The organism is Agathobaculum sp. LCP25S3_E8 (assembly GCF_052117165.1).
Lineage (GTDB): Bacteria > Bacillota > Clostridia > Oscillospirales > Butyricicoccaceae > Agathobaculum.
Window position 1 is genome coordinate 15,745 of sequence record NZ_JBQKJR010000009.1, and the last position, 17,985, is coordinate 33,729.

Annotated in this window: 19 protein-coding genes and 1 pseudogene; 8 read left to right on the plus strand and 12 right to left on the minus strand. The window is 45.2% G+C overall.

Translation table 11 applies throughout. The features are described from left to right. Positions 1-44: 44 nt before the first annotated feature. Positions 45-1,862, plus strand: coding sequence for an S-layer homology domain-containing protein (locus ACTQ34_RS05170; RefSeq protein WP_441362820.1), 1,818 nt, complete (start codon positions 45-47; stop codon positions 1,860-1,862). Between the two features lie 3 nt (positions 1,863-1,865). On the opposite strand, the gene ACTQ34_RS05175 is transcribed toward ACTQ34_RS05170, so the two are convergent. After that, positions 1,866-2,159 (minus strand): carboxypeptidase-like regulatory domain-containing protein, encoded by a 294-nt coding sequence (locus ACTQ34_RS05175; RefSeq protein ID WP_441362821.1) that lies wholly within the window; start codon positions 2,157-2,159, stop codon positions 1,866-1,868. Between the two features lie 77 nt (positions 2,160-2,236). Here ACTQ34_RS05175 and proS point away from each other — a divergent pair, with 77 nt between their 5' ends. Beyond that, positions 2,237-3,676: a proline--tRNA ligase gene (gene proS, locus ACTQ34_RS05180; protein ID WP_441362822.1), complete on the plus strand. Its 1,440-nt coding sequence runs from the start codon at positions 2,237-2,239 to the stop codon at positions 3,674-3,676. 116 nt (positions 3,677-3,792) lie between these two features. Then, positions 3,793-4,590, plus strand: a complete 798-nt coding sequence (locus ACTQ34_RS05185) for a mechanosensitive ion channel family protein (RefSeq protein WP_441362823.1) — start codon at positions 3,793-3,795, stop codon at positions 4,588-4,590. A 468-nt stretch (positions 4,591-5,058) separates the two neighbouring features. Here the strand turns inward: ACTQ34_RS05185 and ACTQ34_RS05190 are convergent, their stop codons facing one another. The 7 genes from ACTQ34_RS05190 to ACTQ34_RS05220 form a co-directional block, all read right to left on the minus strand. After that, positions 5,059-6,252 carry a tyrosine-type recombinase/integrase gene (locus tag ACTQ34_RS05190; protein ID WP_441362824.1) on the minus strand — a complete coding sequence of 398 codons (1,194 nt, stop codon included), beginning with the start codon at positions 6,250-6,252 and terminating at the stop codon, positions 5,059-5,061. A 78-nt stretch (positions 6,253-6,330) separates the two neighbouring features. Next, positions 6,331-6,534, minus strand: coding sequence for an excisionase (locus ACTQ34_RS05195; protein WP_441362825.1), 204 nt, complete (start codon positions 6,532-6,534; stop codon positions 6,331-6,333). A 418-nt stretch (positions 6,535-6,952) separates the two neighbouring features. Next, complete coding sequence (locus tag ACTQ34_RS05200) at positions 6,953-7,201, minus strand: helix-turn-helix domain-containing protein (protein ID WP_441362826.1); 249 nt, start codon at positions 7,199-7,201, stop codon at positions 6,953-6,955. Further along, on the minus strand, positions 7,185-7,625 hold the full coding sequence (locus tag ACTQ34_RS05205; protein ID WP_441362827.1) for an RNA polymerase sigma factor: 441 nt from the start codon (positions 7,623-7,625) through the stop codon (positions 7,185-7,187). The genes ACTQ34_RS05200 and ACTQ34_RS05205 overlap by 17 nt, the downstream gene beginning before the upstream one ends. A gap of 632 nt (positions 7,626-8,257) precedes the next feature. Continuing rightward, on the minus strand, positions 8,258-10,018 hold the full coding sequence (locus ACTQ34_RS05210; RefSeq protein ID WP_441362828.1) for a methyl-accepting chemotaxis protein: 1,761 nt from the start codon (positions 10,016-10,018) through the stop codon (positions 8,258-8,260). Between the two features lie 5 nt (positions 10,019-10,023). Then, positions 10,024-10,305 (minus strand): hypothetical protein, encoded by a 282-nt coding sequence (locus tag ACTQ34_RS05215; protein WP_441362829.1) that lies wholly within the window; start codon positions 10,303-10,305, stop codon positions 10,024-10,026. A gap of 34 nt (positions 10,306-10,339) precedes the next feature. After that, the gene (locus ACTQ34_RS05220; protein ID WP_441362830.1) at positions 10,340-11,140 is read right to left on the minus strand and encodes a chemotaxis protein CheW; all 801 of its coding nucleotides are present in this window, start codon (positions 11,138-11,140) and stop codon (positions 10,340-10,342) included. A gap of 616 nt (positions 11,141-11,756) precedes the next feature. Between ACTQ34_RS05220 and ACTQ34_RS05225 the strand changes: the two genes are divergently transcribed. The 4 genes from ACTQ34_RS05225 (at position 11,757) to ACTQ34_RS05240 (ending at position 14,050) form a co-directional block, all read left to right on the plus strand. Further along, positions 11,757-12,086, plus strand: coding sequence for a plasmid mobilization protein (locus ACTQ34_RS05225; protein ID WP_441362831.1), 330 nt, complete (start codon positions 11,757-11,759; stop codon positions 12,084-12,086). Continuing rightward, positions 12,047-13,387 (plus strand): relaxase/mobilization nuclease domain-containing protein, encoded by a 1,341-nt coding sequence (locus ACTQ34_RS05230; protein ID WP_441362832.1) that lies wholly within the window; start codon positions 12,047-12,049, stop codon positions 13,385-13,387. The genes ACTQ34_RS05225 and ACTQ34_RS05230 overlap by 40 nt, the downstream gene beginning before the upstream one ends. A gap of 92 nt (positions 13,388-13,479) precedes the next feature. Beyond that, complete coding sequence (locus ACTQ34_RS05235; RefSeq protein ID WP_441362833.1) at positions 13,480-13,746, plus strand: helix-turn-helix domain-containing protein; 267 nt, start codon at positions 13,480-13,482, stop codon at positions 13,744-13,746. Further along, positions 13,697-14,050 carry a hypothetical protein gene (locus ACTQ34_RS05240; protein WP_441362834.1) on the plus strand — a complete coding sequence of 118 codons (354 nt, stop codon included), beginning with the start codon at positions 13,697-13,699 and terminating at the stop codon, positions 14,048-14,050. Before ACTQ34_RS05235 ends, ACTQ34_RS05240 begins: the two co-directional genes overlap by 50 nt. A gap of 172 nt (positions 14,051-14,222) precedes the next feature. Here ACTQ34_RS05240 and ACTQ34_RS05245 read toward each other — a convergent pair whose 3' ends face one another. The 4 genes and pseudogenes from ACTQ34_RS05245 to ACTQ34_RS05260 form a co-directional block, all read right to left on the minus strand. Continuing rightward, positions 14,223-14,588, minus strand: coding sequence for a cysteine-rich VLP domain-containing protein (locus ACTQ34_RS05245; RefSeq protein WP_441362835.1), 366 nt, complete (start codon positions 14,586-14,588; stop codon positions 14,223-14,225). After that, on the minus strand, positions 14,585-14,791 hold the full coding sequence (locus ACTQ34_RS05250; RefSeq protein ID WP_441362836.1) for a transposon-transfer assisting family protein: 207 nt from the start codon (positions 14,789-14,791) through the stop codon (positions 14,585-14,587). The genes ACTQ34_RS05245 and ACTQ34_RS05250 overlap by 4 nt, the downstream gene beginning before the upstream one ends. Before the next feature lie 2 nt (positions 14,792-14,793). Next, entirely contained in the window at positions 14,794-15,207 is a 414-nt protein-coding gene (locus tag ACTQ34_RS05255) for a DUF4316 domain-containing protein (RefSeq protein WP_441362874.1), read from the minus strand. A gap of 63 nt (positions 15,208-15,270) precedes the next feature. Continuing rightward, positions 15,271-16,203, minus strand: a pseudogene (locus tag ACTQ34_RS05260) (DNA topoisomerase); the annotation flags it as partial. On the opposite strand from ACTQ34_RS05260, the gene ACTQ34_RS05265 reads away from it, so the two are divergent. Continuing rightward, a complete protein-coding gene (locus ACTQ34_RS05265) occupies positions 16,199-17,971 on the plus strand; it encodes a BglG family transcription antiterminator (RefSeq protein WP_441362837.1) in 1,773 nt (590 codons plus the stop codon). The pseudogene ACTQ34_RS05260 and the gene ACTQ34_RS05265 sit on opposite strands and share 5 nt — an antisense overlap. Positions 17,972-17,985: the final 14 nt, after the last annotated feature.

Genomic DNA, 17,985 nt, shown 5'->3' on the forward strand with positions numbered 1-17,985 from the left:
AGGGTAGTTTGTAAACCGACCACATACCGAAAGGGGATCTTGGTATGAAAAAGCTGGTTTCTGTCTGTTTTGTCTGCATGCTGTTGACGTTCGCCGCAGGGGCGGCGAACGTCGGCACGATTGATAACGGTTATCCGGGAGACACTGAGGCGCAGGCGCAAATGCTATCTGATCTCGGACTGTTCCGAGGTACGGAAAAGGGGTTTGAACTGGAAAAGCCCATGACCCGCGCCGAAGCCGCTGCGATGCTCACGCGGTTGCTTGGCGCGGAGCAAGCGGCGCTTTCCGGGGAATGGGCGCACCCGTTTACCGATGTGCCTCAGTGGGCGGACAAATATGTTGGCTGGTTGTATCAAAGCGGGCTGACCAAAGGTATCGCAGTCACAACTTACGGTGCGGAAGAGAATGTCACTTGCAGGCAGTACTGCACATTTCTTGCGCGTGCCGCCTCAGATGATGCGTCCTATACGCTTTTGTTGTATGGTGGTGATACGGAGGAGACTGGGTGTGACGAAGCCGGTTTTGTTCGCGGCGATGCGGTTTCGCTGTCTGTGCGTCTGCTGGAGCAGTATTATACCAAGTACGGAGATACTAACGGCTTTACGGTAGCGCAGAAGCTGATCAATCAGGGTGTTTTTACTGTGGAACAGCTCAAAACAGCCGCATGGGATGTGTTGCCGCGCACCTATACGCAAGCAGGCAGCACGCCCTATGGTTCCGACCAGGTACTGTCCTGCGTGATTGCAGGTGTCCCGGTGGTGCGCAGCAGCGATGATACGATCCGTGCACTGAATGCACCCGGACTGCAAGGGATATACGCATACCGGAATATGGCAGGACAGGATTACCAGCTGTTTTCACTCGATCCCGATACGTTGCAGACGACCGAGCTGCTGCGTTGCGCATCTGATAGCCAAGTCGCTGCACTGGGACACGCTGGTCAAACGGATTATCTGATTGTGACCGAATCTGGGCAGCAGAAAAGCACATTGTATGCGGTGAGCGGTACAGCGGTAGAAGCTGTGATGGAACTGCCAAAAGATGCAAAAACCCTTGCGTTATTTTCCTGCTTACAAGGCGAGAACGGCTGCGTATTCCAGTATGATGATAGTACGTTTTATTGCCTTGAGGAAGATGGTATTCGCAAACTGCCGCTTGGCTCTGGCGAAAAGCTGGCTAAGGTCATGCAAGATGGTCTGCTGGTGACACAAAATGTGTCGACAGATCATACGGTGATTTCTGCTTGGACATGGGACGGCAAAGCTGCCGGCAGCTTTACGGTGGACAATGCCTATCCGGTTCTAGAAGGAATGGAGTCGGAGGATACGGAGTATGTTGCCTATTGGTGCAGCCTGTTTGCGCCCAATTTAAAGAGCGATAACGGCACAGAGATATGGGGCACGGCCGGTTTGTACCGGGTGACGGACGGCGTGTTGACGCAGGTAATAGATACGCCGGTATATGACTGCGAAATTGATCCGGCGGACGGCAGTTATGTGCTACTCACATCTCCGGTTGATGAGCGTCCCGGCTTTTCTGGTAGCGGTGTCTTTACCCTGACAGGGACGCAGGTGCTTCGCATTGCGCAGGACGGCACACGTCAGATGTTACTGGCAGATGAGCCAGATCACGGGCTTACTTTTTCGGAGATTTCAAAGGCGAAAGACGGAAAAGTACAGGTGGTTTATACCTATGTGATGGGCATGGGCGATACGTATCGGTATGAATATGCGGTGGAGAACGGCAGATTGCGTGCGTTGGTTCATACGCCCGGCATGGGATATTCCGGTTATACGGAAGAAGAATGTATGGCAGAGCAGGCGCGTCTCGATGCGCTGGGCGTCGGTGTCGGCGCGGACTAACCGCTACTCAAGCGCGCGGAAATTGTCCGAGCGGCGGAACACTTTGACATGGTACAGCCTTCCGGGTTCAAGCGGCCCGAAAGCAAACTGTCCCTGTTCATCGGTATATAGTGCGCCGACCGGCGTTTCTGGTGCATCCGCGCAGAAAATTGTGACAAGCGCGCCGGCGGCGGCTTTTCCATCCACGCCGGACACGGTGCCGAGCAGTGCGGGCCGTTGATCGGCTGACAGTGCGACCTTGGTTTCTATTACCTCATTGTTTGCGGGTTTAACAAAAAAAGACTGGGAAAAATTCATTGGGGAAAACCCCTTTCTGATACAAAATTCTACTGGCATTTTATGAAAATAAGATAGAAAAGGTGAGAAACACAATTATGGCAGATAAGAAAAAACTGGTCAGTGAAATCACATCTATGGATGTGGATTTTGCGCAGTGGTACACTGACATTGTAAAAAAGGCTGAGATGATTGATTATTCCTCGGTCAAGGGCTGTGTTATCATGCGTCCGTACTCACAGGCGATTTGGGAGAATATTCAGAAGACGCTTGATGGTATGTTCAAGGAGACAGGACACGAGAACGTCGCTATGCCGATTTTCATTCCGGAAAGCCTGCTGCAAAAGGAAGCTGATCATGTGGAAGGCTTTGCGCCGGAGTGTGCATGGGTGACCTACGGCGGTTCGGAAAAGCTGGAAGAGCGTTTGTGTGTCCGCCCGACTTCGGAGACTCTGTTTTGTGAGCATTATGCCAAGATCGTACGCTCATGGCGTGATCTGCCCAAGTTGTATAATCAGTGGTGCTCGGTCGTACGTTGGGAAAAGACCACTCGCCCGTTCCTGCGCAGCCGTGAGTTCTGGTGGCAGGAAGGTCACACAGTGCACGCTACCGCCGAGGAGGCGATGGAAGAGACGCTGCGCATGCTAAATATTTACGCCAAGTTCTGCGAAGAATATCTTGCAATTCCGGTCCTCAAGGGTGAAAAGACAGAGAAGGAGCGCTTTGCAGGCGCGGAAAAAACCTATACCATTGAAGCCATGATGCATGACGGCAAGGCGCTGCAGTCTGGTACAAGTCACTATTTCGGCAACGGCTTTGCTAAGGCGTTTAATATGCAGTACACCGACAAGAATAATACGTTGCAGTATATGGAGCAGACATCATGGGGCGTATCTACCCGTTTGATTGGTGCAATTATTATGACCCACGGTGATAATGAGGGTCTTGTGCTGCCGCCGCGCATCGCGCCGACCCAGTTGGTTGTTATTCCGGTTGCAGCCCACAAGCCCGGTGTGACTGAGAAGGCACAGGAGCTGCTGGATATCGTTAAGGAGGCCGGTGTGCGGGCCAAGATTGATCTGTCTGAGAATAGCCCCGGATGGAAATTTGCCGAGTATGAGATGAAGGGTGTGCCCCTTCGTCTTGAGGTCGGTCCGCGTGATATCGAGCAGGGTCAGTGCGTACTGGTGCGTCGTGATAGCCGTGAAAAGACGGTTGTCAAGTTTGAGGATTTGTCATCTACAATACCTGCGTTGCTCGAGGAGATCCAGAAGGCGCTGTTTGAGAAGGCGATGAAGAATCGTGAGGAGCATACCTATACGGCGAAGAGTCTGGATGAAATGAAGGATATTATCAAAAATCATATTGGATTTGTGAAATCTATGTGGTGCGGTGATCTGGCATGTGAAGAAAAGGTCAAGGAAGAGACCGGGATGCCCAGCCGTTGTATGCCATTTGATCAGGAGCACATTTCTGACGTTTGTCCGGTATGCGGTAAACCGGCGCACAAGATGGTTGTATGGGGCATTGCCTATTAAGCGGACGTATATCAATAAAATGTAGACAGTACGGAAGGAGATAATGCATGCTTGATTTCCTGCAACCTTTTTTACAAACCCCAGTAGGATCGTTTGTAGGATCTGCGGTTTTTGCGGTGGTCGTATTAGCGATCACGTTTCTGCTGGCAAAGCTGGTGAACCGTGTGATGCGCCGATTGGTTGACCGTCATCGGCAAAGCAATAGCGGTGCAGCGACCGTGCTTGGATTTGCAAGATATATTGCGGTTGCGGCGGTATATTTTGCGGGAGTCATGGTTGTGGTATACAGCATTCCGCTTTTGTCGAGCGCGGTGCGGACATTGCTGACCGCCGGCGGGGTAATTGCAGTGGTGGCAGGTCTTGCTGCACAAGAGGCGCTGGGCAGTGTGGTCAGCGGTATGATGATTCTGGCGTTCAAACCCTTCCGCATGGGCGATGTAGTGCGGTATATTGATAACGATATTTCGGGTGTGATTGAAGAGATTACGCTGCACCATACAGCCATCCGCACTTGGGAAAATAAGCGTGTGATTATTCCCAATAGTAAAATGAACAGCTCGATTATTGAAAACGCTGACTATGCCGATAGCAAAGTTTGTGTTTTCATGCAGATTGGCGTTACCTATGAGTCCAATATTGACCTTGCGAAAAAGCTGCTGGCGGAAGAAATTCTGCATCAGCCTGATTTTATGGATGTACGCACGCCTGAACAAAAGGCAGCAGGTGCGCCGGAGGTGCAAGTAGTTGTGCTGGAGTTGGCTGATTCTGCTGTTACGCTGCGCGCATCACTTTGGGCAAAGGATAACAGTACAGCCTTCAGTTTAAAATGTGCGGTATTAGAGAATATCAAAAAACAATACGAGAAAAATGGAATTGATATTGCGTACCCACATGTGGTTGTACTGCAACAATGAAATGATACAGATCGCCCGCGTGACAATTCACCAATAGTTCGTAGATACAAATACTTTTTGACCACCAGTTCTGTATAAAACAGGACTGGTGGTTTTTGTTGCGCATTTGGCTCGAGATGGCGTTTGCTATCATGACAATTTTTATGTTGTGTATCTCCTGCATGAAAAAATGTTTCAAACGCCTCCACCAATCCTGATAGCTATACACCGGTCTGTTGCATTCGCTCTATCTGCAAGATGCAATTTGATGATATAAAAATTGCCGCAACACTTGAACGTTTTTTTTACCATAAACTTATATATATAAATTGATTATCTTCTTATAACTTCTCAAATGCCGTCAAAGCCCTATGTTTCAGGGCTATATGGCATTTTGTTTTATGGGAGATATTCTTAAAAGTTTTTATATCCCCTCATGTTTTTCTGCTCAAAGGTAGTAAACAGGGTAGTAAAATCGCTATTTACTACTTACGCAATCAGCCGTTCCATTTCAGCAACTGCGCTGTCAGAAGTCGCATGGGCATAATAGTTTAGCGTCATTGTGATGTTGGAATGTCCCATGATGTACTGCAATGCTTTTGGGTTCATTCCAGCGTTTGCTAAATTGGTGCAGAACGTATGACGTAAGGTGTGCGGCGTTGTGACTTTCGGTAATGCTACCTCATGGTACTTGTTGTACTTCTTCACAAGCCCCCGGAACATACTTTCATAGTTGACCGCTACTTTCGGTAGCCCGTCCCGGTTGAGGAATATAAAGTCGTTGTGTCCACCGACGATTATCGGTGTTGTACGCTTACGGTTTCGTAGCACCCGCTTAAACGCTTCACATACCTTTGTACTCATAGGGATTTGCCGGACACCGCTTTTTGTTTTCGGTACTTCAATGTGATACCCAATGCCAGAAACTTTCAGCAGTTGGTGATCTACGTTGATTAACTTATTATCAAAATCAATGTCTTTGTCGGTCAGCCCGCAGAGTTCGGAAATGCGAAGCCCTGTCCCTAACAGTATGGTGATTTCGTCGTAATACTTCTGATAGACTTTATCACCCGCTATAAAGGATAGGAAAGACGCTTCTTGCGTAGGGGATAACGGTACCTTTGGCTCCGTGTCATCTTCTATGACGGTGTTAAGCTGAAAGTCGAACGGATTTTTACGGATACAATCGTCCTGTATAGCTGTGTAAAAAGCAGCTTTGAGGGAACGCTTGTAGTTGTTGATAGTCTTGAAAGAATACTCTTTTTCTTTCATGCGTAAAGCCCATTCTTTCGCATCGGAGAGCTTCACGTTTTCGATAGGGCAGCCGCCCAGACTATCCTCCTGCAAAATCCGCATGAGCTGTTGTCGTCCCTGCTTCGTACCATGACGCACATTCGCCCGGTGGCGTATCTGCTTTGCGTAAAGTTGGCAGACGGTCATTTTCTTGCCGATAGGGTCTATCCTGTCGTCAAGGTCTTTTTGGATTTCTTTCTCTTTTTCTCGAAGAGAAATATCTTCCCGTTTTCCTGCCGGGGTCTTGTCGGTGGGTACTAACTTCCAAGCATAAACAAATTGTGGTTTTCCAAAAGTATCTGTATATTTGTAAGCATATCTCCCGTCTTTTCTCTGGCTCTCACCTGTCCGTAAGATACGGCTTTTATTATCGCGTCTTTTCTGTGACATTTTGCGTCATGCTCCTTTCCATGACGGAAAGAGCCTTGATATGCTTATGAATATTATAGCATATTCAAGGCTCATAATCTATATGGTATCTAAATTGTCAATCACTTTTTCAAACTGTTTTCGCTTTATCTGAATACGATTTCCGTTCACAATTACCCAATTTGCAGATAAGTTTTCCTCTGCCAGCTTGCGCAGTTTGTTTTCACCGATACGAAAATATTTCGACGCTTCCTCAATAGTCAGAGTATACTTTTCCCAAATAGGCACATCAGTATTGCTCATAAAATACCCCTTTCGTGAAATTGAATAAACATCTGATAGTTACTAAAATATAGGCTTTCGTCAGACGATTGTTAGCTACAATCTCACGGGAATTTCACCCCTGCGGCGGTCTGCCGTAGCCCTACCCATTGCCTGCGACGCTTTGAACGCTCGGACTGTGGCTGTAAGGGAGTATCATTATGTATTCTGCGCGTCGTCGCCCACAAGCCGCTACACTTGTTTTCCGGCGTAGTGTTTCCCGCTCGTTCCCGTTCGGGAAGTCATGGCGCACCCTCCGCATGGCTCGGCGCAAAAGGAATGTATCTGATTTGCCCTATACTGTGTCGCTGTTATCTTGCGCCACTTTCTTTGTCAAGGAGCAGAGAGAATATAAGGCTTTTCCATGCGACGGAAAGGGGAGTACGTCGCTATGGTGATGTTACACCTTAAACTCTAGTACAGCTTTAATCAGCCGTGAACGTAGACGGTCGCGCATATCCTCATCAATCCCAAAAAAGGTATTACCCCGCTCATCTCGAAGCTTGCGGGTAGCAAGTGAGGATATATATCCATCGTAATGCTGTACGACGATTTTAACCGCGTCCGGGTCGCCCTTGGTGGCGGCTACGATTACCGGATATGGTAACAAACCGCGTTCGTCCAAATCACTGTTACCATTCATTTTCATCATAGGCACGTCCCTCCAAATATTTTTTTAGTAGCTCAAAGGAGCTTGTCCGTCGAAATTGTACTGTACTTCTTGGAACATTCAATTGTTGCGCTATCTGCGCGTCCGTCATGTCAAAGAAGTAGTACAGCAGTACGGCATTGCGCTTTTCCTCCGGCAGCGCGTGTAGCGCGTCGGCAAGCAGTTTTGCGGTAAAGGTCTTTCCTGCCACAAAGAAAAACTTGTCAGCTTCATCAAACGAATATGTATCTGTCGTGTAAAGCTGTGATTCCTCATCTGGTGTTAAATCAGAAAAAGTAACCTCCCGAAGCTGCCTGTTTCTAACGTCGCGGTGGGCATTGCTGGCTTCATATTTCAACGCCTTTTTGCAAAATCCGTTAAAAGCACAACGTATTTCAAACTGGGTGCGATAAGGTTCATTCAAGGTATTCACCTCCTTTCGCAGCCGCGAAAGCGGGTGATAGGTGGATTTCCCCTTTCACTACCCACACCACTTGAAAATTTGATTTTGCCAACTTCAAGCAGTAATTTTTGAAAAAATTTAAAATTTTTTTAGGAGCTATCCATGCGCAACACCTCCTATGAGTTTTTCATAGTTAAAAGGAAAGGAAGTGAGGGGGAGAACGACAGCTCATAAAAGAATGTTTCTGTACATGATAAAAGGCACCCATGCGAGCATGAAAACTCGCATAGGTGCCTTGAAGTAAAATATGGACATATAGAATATAAAGGCTGTTGTTTGATAATAGGTCAACAAAAAATAAATAAGCCACAATCATCGGAACACAGAAAAGTTACTGCAAGACAAAAATATTGCAGCAAATTTCTGAAAGAATGATTATCGCCCTTATTCATGAAGAAAGGATTGTTTTCTCGGCATTGCATTCTGTTAACTCTCTTTTCCATCTTCCTAATAAAAAACATATTTTTCCCCCTTATATCCTCAATGCTATAAAAAGACTTGAATAGCAATGCCAAGTAAAAGAATAGAACAGGGGGGCAGGGTATGTCATTCCCTGCCCCCCTGTATCAGAGAGTAACACATGTATCATTGTGTTAATATTTGATAGTTGTACCGATATTTTTTTCGTCAGACAGAGGAACTATATCTTCCTCAACAGCTCCATTTTCATTTAACTTAAACTGTGCCACTAACTGATTCAGCATACTAGCCTGTCCAGAAAGTTCCTCACTAGACGCTGCACTTTCTTCACTGGTTGCAGAGTTTGTTTGGACAACGGCAGAAATTTGATCTACTCCAATGGAAAGCTGTTTCATTCCATGTGCTTGTTCCTCGGAAGCAACTGAAATTTCGTCCACAATTTTCACAACCTCTGTTACTTTGGCATTTAACTCTCCAAATGCAGTATGCGTCCTCTGCGCCAATTCCTCACCATGATTGACGGCTGCAATAGAGCCGTCAATCATCTGTGTCGTACTCTTTGCTGCTTCTGCCGTTTTTGTTGCAAGGTTTCTTACTTCGTCTGCTACCACCGCAAAGCCTTTACCAGCACTTCCGGCTCTGGCTGCTTCTACCGCAGCATTTAAAGCAAGAATATTAGTTTGGAAAGATATATCATCAATCATTTTGATGATGTTTTTGATTTCATCAGAGAAAGTACTGATTTCTCCCATTGCCGAAAGGAGTTGTTCCATATTTTCCATCGTATCCTGTGCCACTTTACCGACATCAGTTACCAGTTTATTTGCCTGATGTGCATTGTGTGAGTTGGCTGTTATTTGTTCCGATGTTTCGGCAATCGTCGCAGCCAATTCCTCAACGCTGCTTGCCTGTTCTGTTGCTCCTTGTGCAAGTTCCTGTGAACCACCGGAAATCTGCTCTGCTCCCGAATTGATTTGGTCGGCAGCGGCTTGAATTTTTCCAAAGGCAAAATTTAATTTTTTAATCAATTTATCCATAGAAACTTCAATTTCTCTTAGTTCACCCGGAAAAGTCATAGACGGTGACACAGAAAAATCGCCATTTGCCAAATGTCCTCCTACAACTGATATTTCTTCAATTACACGCTTTAATTCCGAGAAGCTTGTTCGCATGCTATTGCAAACTTGTCCGAATTCATTTGTTCTATCATAAGTAATGTTTGAACTAAAATCACCTTGAGAAAGAGCTTGAGTTGCTACTTCGATTTCTTTAAGAGGACTCATAATATCTTTGAGTATCTTTTTTTGTATAATTAGGGAAGTTGAAATAAAGATGATTACAAGCACACCTGTAGCTATCTTACCTATATCACTTCTCTGCTTTGTTTTCGTAATTTGTGTAGTCGCCTCCTGATCGATTGCAGCAGAAAAATTCCTTAAATCCTCTCTCAAATCAGCTGAAATGGGAATATATTCTTCTTCTAAAATTTTCCCTCCTTCTAAATCGCCTTCTTCGGTTACTTTTGCATAGGCATTTTCTATTCTGCTTCGTATCTCTTTCATTTCTACAATTTGCTCTTTAAGATGCGCTGTTACCTTTGCATTTTCGTCAGTGAGAATACGGTCGATAACTTCAAAGGATTGTCCGGCTTCAGTCGCTCTCTTGGCATTATCAGCGATTAACGATTCGATATGGTTCTTATCTGTAGATAATTCCATTTCTAGCAGGTTTCTTTCTACCGCTATTATATTTCTGCGGATATTCTGTGTTTCCATTTCTACAGGAAGTACATTATTTTTTACGTTATCAACACAACTATCCAATCGCTCTATGCCAAGAATAGAAACGAAGAGAGCAATGCAGGCTATCAATATGACAGTTACATTTGTTACAATTAACCTCGTTTTTATAGTGCAATCACTTAATTTTTTCATTTTTCTTAATCCTCCTCAATATGACTGCTGTTATCGTCAGAAACTGTTAAAGCGGTGAATATTTCTTTTTTCGCATTTTCTGATGTTTCCATTGTGGGTAGATTGCAAATATAGCACGCAACATCATTCCACTCTTTCAATGAAAACTGTTCAACAGGAATTTTTTTCAAAAGATGAACTAATTTTATTTTCTCTATCTGATCAAGATATTTCAACTGCGATATAAATTCCATACCCATAGAAAACGTAAGGTAGTCCAACAGATGTTTTTCTTGTAATTTTTTCATCTGCCCTCACCTCAATCAAATTCGATACCATTTTCTATATTTTTATTTCTGATAACAATAAAATATGTGCTGCATCAACGACCAGAAGATTGCTTTCCTTTGGAGTTTGAGCCACAGTATGGACATAAGATTCTCTGGAACTAAAATTCAATTCCTGAATATGGTTCAGCTCCTCTGTCGATACAATTTCATCAACAAGTATTCCTATCTGTGATACACCATCAGAAATTGCTACACACATCTTGTGATAGCTTTTTTGATAAGCATCAACTGCGTCATCTAAGGATTTCAACACTTGTTCCATCGCTTTTTCAGCTTCTTCTTTTATAATTCGTTGCTTTTCAGCTTCATCAGTTGCCGCAAAGCAGTGTAGAGCAGATTGATGCAATCTGATATGCGGCTCATTGATTTGACCAAAATAATGTTGTACTACCTGGCTTGTAGGTTTATACTGATCGTACCATCGTCCAAATTTACAACAATGTGGGTCAGTGGCTAGCGTAAATTCTTCTTGGGTATCCACACAACGCTTCAATGTGTTTACCCAATCAATGTGATCCTTTTTCATCAAAGAAATCATGTCTTGAAATTCCGCCATTTCCTCCTGTACTGTTTTCATTTGAAATAGCTTTCTTAAATCCAGTACCGGGAGCATGGTTCCTCTTACATGAATCAATCCAAGAATACTGTCATCTGCTTTTGGCAGGGCTGTTATATTTTGTGTGATTTCAAAAATGGAATCCACATACCTGCAATCAATTGCATAGAGCTGCTCTTGTAATCTTACTGTAAGCCATAAGTTGAATTCTTCTTTTTCCTTATGATTTTGCTCCATTTTCTTCCTCCTTAAATTATTGTATTGCATGCAGTAAGAAGATTTGATTTTAGTACAATATCTTTGTATGTATTACTGCTAGAAGTATCATAGGGAGTATATTAGTGCTAAGTAGCAAAAAAAGGCGCGTCCCGCCCGTGAAAAAAACACGGGCAGAACACACCTATATGTAATGTATATTCTGTTTCAGCGCAGCAAAAAAGGACAGACCTATTCTGTCTGTCTGTCTGTCTGTCTGTCTGTCTGTCAAAATTGTATTGCACAAGGTACATATTGTCAACCCCCTTTGCATAGAAAATCAAAAATATATTTCTTTCCATGTTGGAAATCCGCATACATATATACATTATAAATTATACAAGAAATTCCTATGACTTTCAACTGTTTGCGACATTTTTTTCTTTGCATTTTTGTAATATTTTCTTGATTTATCACCTTTGTAGTTGGCAAAATATGCTTTCCATGTGGTGTAGAGATTGAGGGAAAAAGTTTCTTAGCAAGCATAGGAAAGGGGTACCCTTTCCGTATTTTCGCCCTCCTGCGCTGCGGCGCGTCGCTTGAAAACAGCTTGTTGGGAAGTGTCCCAAACCCTCGGAATGGAAAGGAGTGTGAGCCGATGAACGGCAGGAAACGGACGGTACAAATCAAATTCAGAGTAACAGAGGAAGAACGGGCGTTGATTGAACAGAAAATGCAGCTCGTCCCTACCCGGAACATGGAAGCCTACTTGCGGAAAATGGCAATCGACGGGTACATCATTCAGATAGACCACGCCGACATAAAAGCCATGACAGCGGAGATACAGAAAATCGGGGCAAATGTCAATCAGATTGCAAAGCGCGTCAATGCGACGGGCAGCGTTTACCAAGAGGATATAGAAGAAATCAAGGGGGTGCTTGCGGAGATATGGCGGTTACAAAGATTAAGCCTATTAAAAGCACGTTGAAAAAAGCCCTTGACTATATCCAAAACCCGGACAAGACGGACGGGAAAATGTTGGTGTCCTCGTTCGGGTGCAGCTATGAAACGGCAGACATTGAGTTTGGATTTACCTTATCGCAAGCCCTTGACAGAGGAAACAACCTCGCCCACCATTTGATACAATCTTTTGAGCCGGGGGAAGTCGATTATGAGAAAGCCCATGAAATCGGAAAGCAGCTTGCCGACGCGGTAACAAAGGGGCAATATGAATACGTCCTTACTACCCACATAGATAAAGGGCATATCCATAACCACATCATTTTTTGTGCGGTCAACTTTGTAGACTACCACAAGTACAATTCCAACAAGCGCACCTATTACGGCATACGCAACATCAGCGACAGGCTGTGCCGGGAAAACGGCTTGTCCGTTCTTGTGCCGGAGAAAGGCGGCAAGGGGAAAAATTATGTGGTATATCAGAAAGAAAAAACCGCCAAAGCAAAATTAAAACTTGCCGTCGATACCCTTATCCCCCAAGTGTCCGACTTTGAAGAATTGCTCGCGCGGTTACAGGCAGAGGGCTTTACAATCAAGCGGGGAAAATATGTGTCCTGCTTAGTGCCGGGACAGGAACGGTTTACCCGTTTGAAAACCCTCGGCGCAGATTATACAGAGGAAGCAATCAGAGAACGGATAGAGGGCAAACACACCCGCACCGCCAAAGCTCCCAAGACAGAACAGGGCGTGTCCCTGCTCATTGATATTGAAAACAGTATCAAGGCAGCGCAGAGCCGGGGCTATGAACAATGGGCGAAAATCCACAATCTGAAACAGGCGGCTAAGACTATGAATTTTATTACAGAACACAAGATTGAACAGTACGCCGACTTGACCGCAAAAATCGCAGAGATACAGACAGAGAGCGAACAGGCGGCAGACGCATTAAAAAGCGTGGAAAAACGGCTTGCGGATATGGCGGTGCTTATCAAGAATGTTTCCACGTTCCAAAAGACAAAACCCGCCTATGACGCATACCGCAAGGCAAGGAATAAGGACAGCTACCGGGCAGCCCATGAGCGTGAAATCATCTTACATGAAGCAGCGGCAAAGGCATTAAAGGCGGCGGGTGTTTCCAAGCTCCCGAACCTCACCGCGCTGCAAGCAGAATATGAAAAGCTCCAGGAACAGAAAGAAGCCCTTTACGCCGACTATGGCAGACTGAAAAAACAGGTCAAGGAGTACGACGTTATCAAACAGAACATAGACAGTATTTTACGGCAGCCAAGAGAGCCGGAACGGGCAAAAGGAAAAGAACGCGGGGAGTAGTTTTGTTTATGCTTATGTGATATAATAGTTCCTATCAAAAGCAGTAATCACAAACCAAAATGATACATTTTCAGCAAAGGAAGTGTCAGCGAATGGAACAGGAAATGCCGGACTATGAAACGATATGCGCCGCCGTTGCAGGCGAAAAATGGGCGTTGGAAAAGGTGCTTGATTGTTACAGCGACGAAATCAACCGCCTTGCAATGGTAAAAAAGCGTCAGCCGGACGGAAGCGTAAAAGAGGAAATCGACGAAGATTTACGGCAAACACTCATAATGAAACTGTTAGAAGCTATCCCGCAATTCCCACTTGAAGAAATGGAAAGAGAGGAAACAGAAAATCGGAACCAAAAACCATAAAAAGGTCGGCGGGAAGTTACTGCGGACAGATAAACAATTTCAACATTTGAAACAGCGGCAAAAAGAAGCTATCAGCCTATGGCTGTATGAAGAATACCGCCGTCTTTGGATAGCAACAGGGCATGAGCCACATAAACGGAATAATTGGAAAATCGTTGCCGCTGTTATGGAACACATAGAAGCTGCGGGGATATGGATACCGGAACAGGAAGTAGCCAAATATTTCTATCGTCGGAAAGCCCATTACCGCAATAGGATTGAAAAAGAGTTACAGACAACAGAAGAAACCAATAAACAGGCATAGAAAAAGCCGGGACGCAGACAGTCAGTAAAGACTATCCGCGCCCCGGTTTTTGTGTGGGTGCAGTTATGAAATGTTACGCAGTAGAACGCTGTTTTTAAGGGAAAAGGTATAAAGCCCTTGCCCTATGGGAAAGCGGCTGTCAAAAGCCCGTAAAACAAGGCTTTTTTCGCCCCTATCGCGTAACAAGAGCGCGCCGCTTTCTCATGCGTTCGGCTGCCTGTCTGCGGGTAATTCGTTTCCGGCAGTCCGGGCAGTATTTGACGCTGTTTGACTTTGAAGCAAAGAACGCACCGCACTCGGTACAACGCTTTTTGTCCTCGGTATTCATCAGCTCCGCATATAAGAGCGTGTCGGCGGGAAGCACCGCCATACGGAACCACTTGCAAAGCAGCGAATAGGAAATGAGCTGCGGGCAGACACATTCCTCCCCGTCGTCAAGCAAGATACAGTTACCACCTATGCAGTTGCAGCACTCCCGTTTTACAAGGGCATTGACTTTCCGGCTTTGGGGCGGCGTAAGCCGCTTAACCGCGCTCATGCTTCATCAGCGGCATACAGGGAAAGCTCGGCGTATTCTTCATCAGTCAAAGCGTCCACTTTGGAAAGGGTGCGCTCTGCAAGCTCCCTTATATCCGCGTCCATGTAAGGCAGGGCGGCGGTCATGTTCTCTATAAGCTGCGCCTTGCCGCCCTCATGGTAAATGCTCAAAAGGTTTGTTTCCTCAACGGTTAATTTCATCATGCTCATACCTCCAAATCGTGATTTTTTGTTTTCGCTGTCTTTTTCTGCGCAGCTCGTTCCTTTTCGGCTTTGAGCTGCGCCCGGATAGACGGTTTCTTTTCGGGCGTTTTTTCGCCCTGTTCATTCTCTGCCTTGATTGCGTTTGCATAGTCGATTAAAGAAATCGGCTCGCCCGCCTTTGCTTTCTGTTCCAGTTCCGCGACGGTAGGTGTCTGCGGGGTGTTGTTGATAAGCCCGTCAAAGTTGTTGTCGTTCTGCTCCACAATGTCCTCAATGGTCTTTAAGGGGTTTGCTTTTTCCGGCTGCTCGGCAGCAATGGCAAACGCCCTTGTACCATTTCCCATAATCAGATATTTTCCGTCCTCGGATTGATGATGTAAGCCGTATCCGGCGGCTTCCATTTGCTCGCGGCTCATATCGGTTACATAGAACGTCCCTCGCGGTGTTCGGATTGTTTCGCCTGTTTCCCGTTCATCGGGGATATTTCTTTCACTTTCGGGAAGTGCGGCAAGGTCGGTCTTTGCAAGCTCCATTGTGGGTATGATTGCGTGGTGGTCTGATACCTTTTTGCTGTTCAAGAGCTTTTTCACGTCCGGCGAAAACGCCGCGCCTGCCATAAAGGAAAACTTTTCGCAAAGCAGCTTGATAATGTCCGCCGCCGTATCGCCCATGTCGTCGGTCAGATATGCGCTGTCCGTTCTCGGATAAGTCAAAAGTTTCTTTTCATACAGGGCTTGTGCAAGGTCAAGGGTCTGTTTTGCGGTATAGCCGAAAATACGGTTGGCTTCCCGCTGTAAACTGGTAAGGTCAAAGAGTTTCGGGGGTGCAGCGGTTTTCTTTTCGTTGGTAATGGAAACACAAACCGCCTGTGCAGCTTCGCAAGCAGTTTTCAAGGTATCGGCTTCGGAACGGTTGGAAAATCGTTCGCTTACGGCTTCCGCGCCGGAGAGCATAAGGCGCACATGGTAGTATTTTTCTTTCTTGAATGTGGTAATGGCTGCGTCCCGGTCAACCAACATTTTTAAGGTCGGTGTCTGCACGCGCCCCACGTTTAGGGTCTTACCGTACAGACAGGAAAACAGGCGGGTGGCATTGATACCGATTATCCAGTCTGCTTTTGCGCGGCAAAGTGCAGAAGAATAGAGGTGTTCATACTCCCGTCCGTCTTTGAGGGAAGCAAAGCCCGCCTTGATTGCGCTTTCTTCCATTGAGGAAATCCAAAGGCGGCGCATGGGCTTTTTACACCCGGCAACTTCATAGACAAAACGGAAAATGAGTTCTCCCTCGCGTCCTGCGTCGCAGGCGTTCACCACGTCGGAAACGTCTGCGCGGTGCATAAGCTCTTTTAAGATTTTGAATTGCTTTCCCTTGTCAGCGGAAACGGTGTACTGCCATTCCTGCGGCAGAATGGGAAAGCAAGCCAATCTCTCTCTGACACGAAAGCCAGGCAAGGGTATTCTCCTTGATTGTCCTCATCAAGAAAGGCAGACGCTGAACAAACTCCTGCAAACTGCCGATACCAGATTCTATGGGAAACAGGAACGGGAAAATCTATCCATTGCCTTGTTGCTTCTTAATGAGACAACAACGTTTCAGGAATTAGCAGATGTCTGCCTTGTCAGTAGACAAACTGTTATTAATCAGTTTGAGACATTGGAGCAAAGACTGAGCAAACATACTCTTACGATTGAAAAGGTTCCGGGCAAAGGGTTGCAGCTACAGGGTGAGGAAAAATGTATTCGGTTTCAGTTTTTGGAGTTGCTGGGCATGCAGTTGTGCAAAGAAGAAATCTATAAGATTTTTTCAAAACATTCATCTCTTCAGCCCTATTTTCATACTGCTTCTCAAATCATCAATGAGATTCAGGAATTAAAGAAAATACAGTTCATTGACTATAACCGTGTCCAACTCATTCTTTCCTATACCTTAAGTCGTATTAACAGCGGACATTCACTGAGAACGGACTGGGTATATAAAGATGACTCTGAACTCAAAAAAGTGATTGCAAAATACTTCGTTCCTCAGTCTGAACAATATTTTATTTGTTCCCTGATTCAGTCCGAAAGAACCAGTCAGTCTACATCGGCTGCAAGCATTCCCGATGAAGCTCAAATGATTTCTCAGGAATTGATTTCGTCGCTTGCCAAGGTGCATCCCATTGAGCAAGATGCCCTTCGGGAGATGATTGATGGACTTACGGTTCATCTTAGAGCAGCTATTTACCGTACTCGTAACCAAATTCACATACACAATGAACTGTTGAACGAAATTAAATTATCGGTTTCTTTGATGTTTGAGTTTACCTCAGAAGAAATGTGTAAAATAAAAGACAAGTATGGAATCGCCTTTGATGAAAGTGAGATCGCGTATATCGCCATGTACTTGACCTCTATCTATGAGACAAGCATCAAAACAAATGTATCCTTAGACGTATTGATTGTCTGTTCCTATGGTCTGGCTGCAAGCGCAGTATTAAAGCTCCGACTTGAGCAGGCATTTCCCGACTGCAATGTATGGGGGCCATGTTCTTTGGATGCAGTAGAAAAATATTTGCAAACCAACAAAATTGATTTAATTATATCTGCTAATGACTTTTCTCACGAACGTCTTCCTGTAATTGTGGTAGATCCGTTGTTACCCGAAAAAGACTTGGAGCGAATACGTCAGAAATTGTATCACGATTCCTACTCTCTTATGTGTTCTACTTTCCTCAAGTCTTATTCCTCTCAGATGGATAGACATTGCGTCGGCAACTATATTCTGCCCGAAAACATACAAGTTCTTGATAAATGTAATTCATGGAATGAGGCTATCAAAATAGCCTCCGCGCCTTTGCTGAAACGTGGATACATTGAACAGCGATATGTTGATGAGATGATAAACGCAGTAAATAATTATGGAACCTATATGGTTCTTACACCAGAAATTGCTTATGTTCACGCAGGGGTAAATGATGGAATACGAAGAAACTGTGCTGCGCTGCTTCTTTTGAAAAGACCAGTCATTTTCGGAAACTTTGATAGAAAACGGGTATGTGCAGTGGTGGTGCTGGGAATCAAAAACCGCAAGGAAGACAGCGAATTGATTAATCTCGCATACATTCTGGGCAAAGAGCATAATTTGCGACAATTGAAAGAGACACATATTACAATTCAAGATATTTTAGAATTACATGATTAACGCAATGCGGAAGG

Bases quoted from the DNA above. Each gene is read 5' to 3' on its own strand.
- ACTQ34_RS05265 (WP_441362837.1), top strand. From the start codon at position 16,199: ATGGGAAAGCAAGCCAATCTCTCTCTGACACGAAAGCCAGGCAAGGGT.
- ACTQ34_RS05245 (WP_441362835.1), bottom strand. From the start codon at position 14,588: ATGAGCGCGGTTAAGCGGCTTACGCCGCCCCAAAGCCGGAAAGTCAAT.
- ACTQ34_RS05200 (WP_441362826.1), bottom strand. From the start codon at position 7,201: ATGAAAATGAATGGTAACAGTGATTTGGACGAACGCGGTTTGTTACCA.
- ACTQ34_RS05235 (WP_441362833.1), top strand. From the start codon at position 13,480: ATGGAACAGGAAATGCCGGACTATGAAACGATATGCGCCGCCGTTGCA.
- proS (WP_441362822.1), top strand. From the start codon at position 2,237: ATGGCAGATAAGAAAAAACTGGTCAGTGAAATCACATCTATGGATGTG.
- ACTQ34_RS05225 (WP_441362831.1), top strand. From the start codon at position 11,757: ATGAACGGCAGGAAACGGACGGTACAAATCAAATTCAGAGTAACAGAG.
- ACTQ34_RS05230 (WP_441362832.1), top strand. From the start codon at position 12,047: ATGGCGGTTACAAAGATTAAGCCTATTAAAAGCACGTTGAAAAAAGCC.
- ACTQ34_RS05220 (WP_441362830.1), bottom strand. From the start codon at position 11,140: ATGGAGCAAAATCATAAGGAAAAAGAAGAATTCAACTTATGGCTTACA.
- ACTQ34_RS05190 (WP_441362824.1), bottom strand. From the start codon at position 6,252: ATGTCACAGAAAAGACGCGATAATAAAAGCCGTATCTTACGGACAGGT.
- ACTQ34_RS05210 (WP_441362828.1), bottom strand. From the start codon at position 10,018: ATGAAAAAATTAAGTGATTGCACTATAAAAACGAGGTTAATTGTAACA.
- ACTQ34_RS05215 (WP_441362829.1), bottom strand. From the start codon at position 10,305: ATGAAAAAATTACAAGAAAAACATCTGTTGGACTACCTTACGTTTTCT.
- ACTQ34_RS05195 (WP_441362825.1), bottom strand. From the start codon at position 6,534: ATGAGCAATACTGATGTGCCTATTTGGGAAAAGTATACTCTGACTATT.
- ACTQ34_RS05255 (WP_441362874.1), bottom strand. From the start codon at position 15,207: ATGAGCCGCGAGCAAATGGAAGCCGCCGGATACGGCTTACATCATCAA.
- ACTQ34_RS05170 (WP_441362820.1), top strand. From the start codon at position 45: ATGAAAAAGCTGGTTTCTGTCTGTTTTGTCTGCATGCTGTTGACGTTC.
- ACTQ34_RS05250 (WP_441362836.1), bottom strand. From the start codon at position 14,791: ATGATGAAATTAACCGTTGAGGAAACAAACCTTTTGAGCATTTACCAT.
- ACTQ34_RS05175 (WP_441362821.1), bottom strand. From the start codon at position 2,159: ATGAATTTTTCCCAGTCTTTTTTTGTTAAACCCGCAAACAATGAGGTA.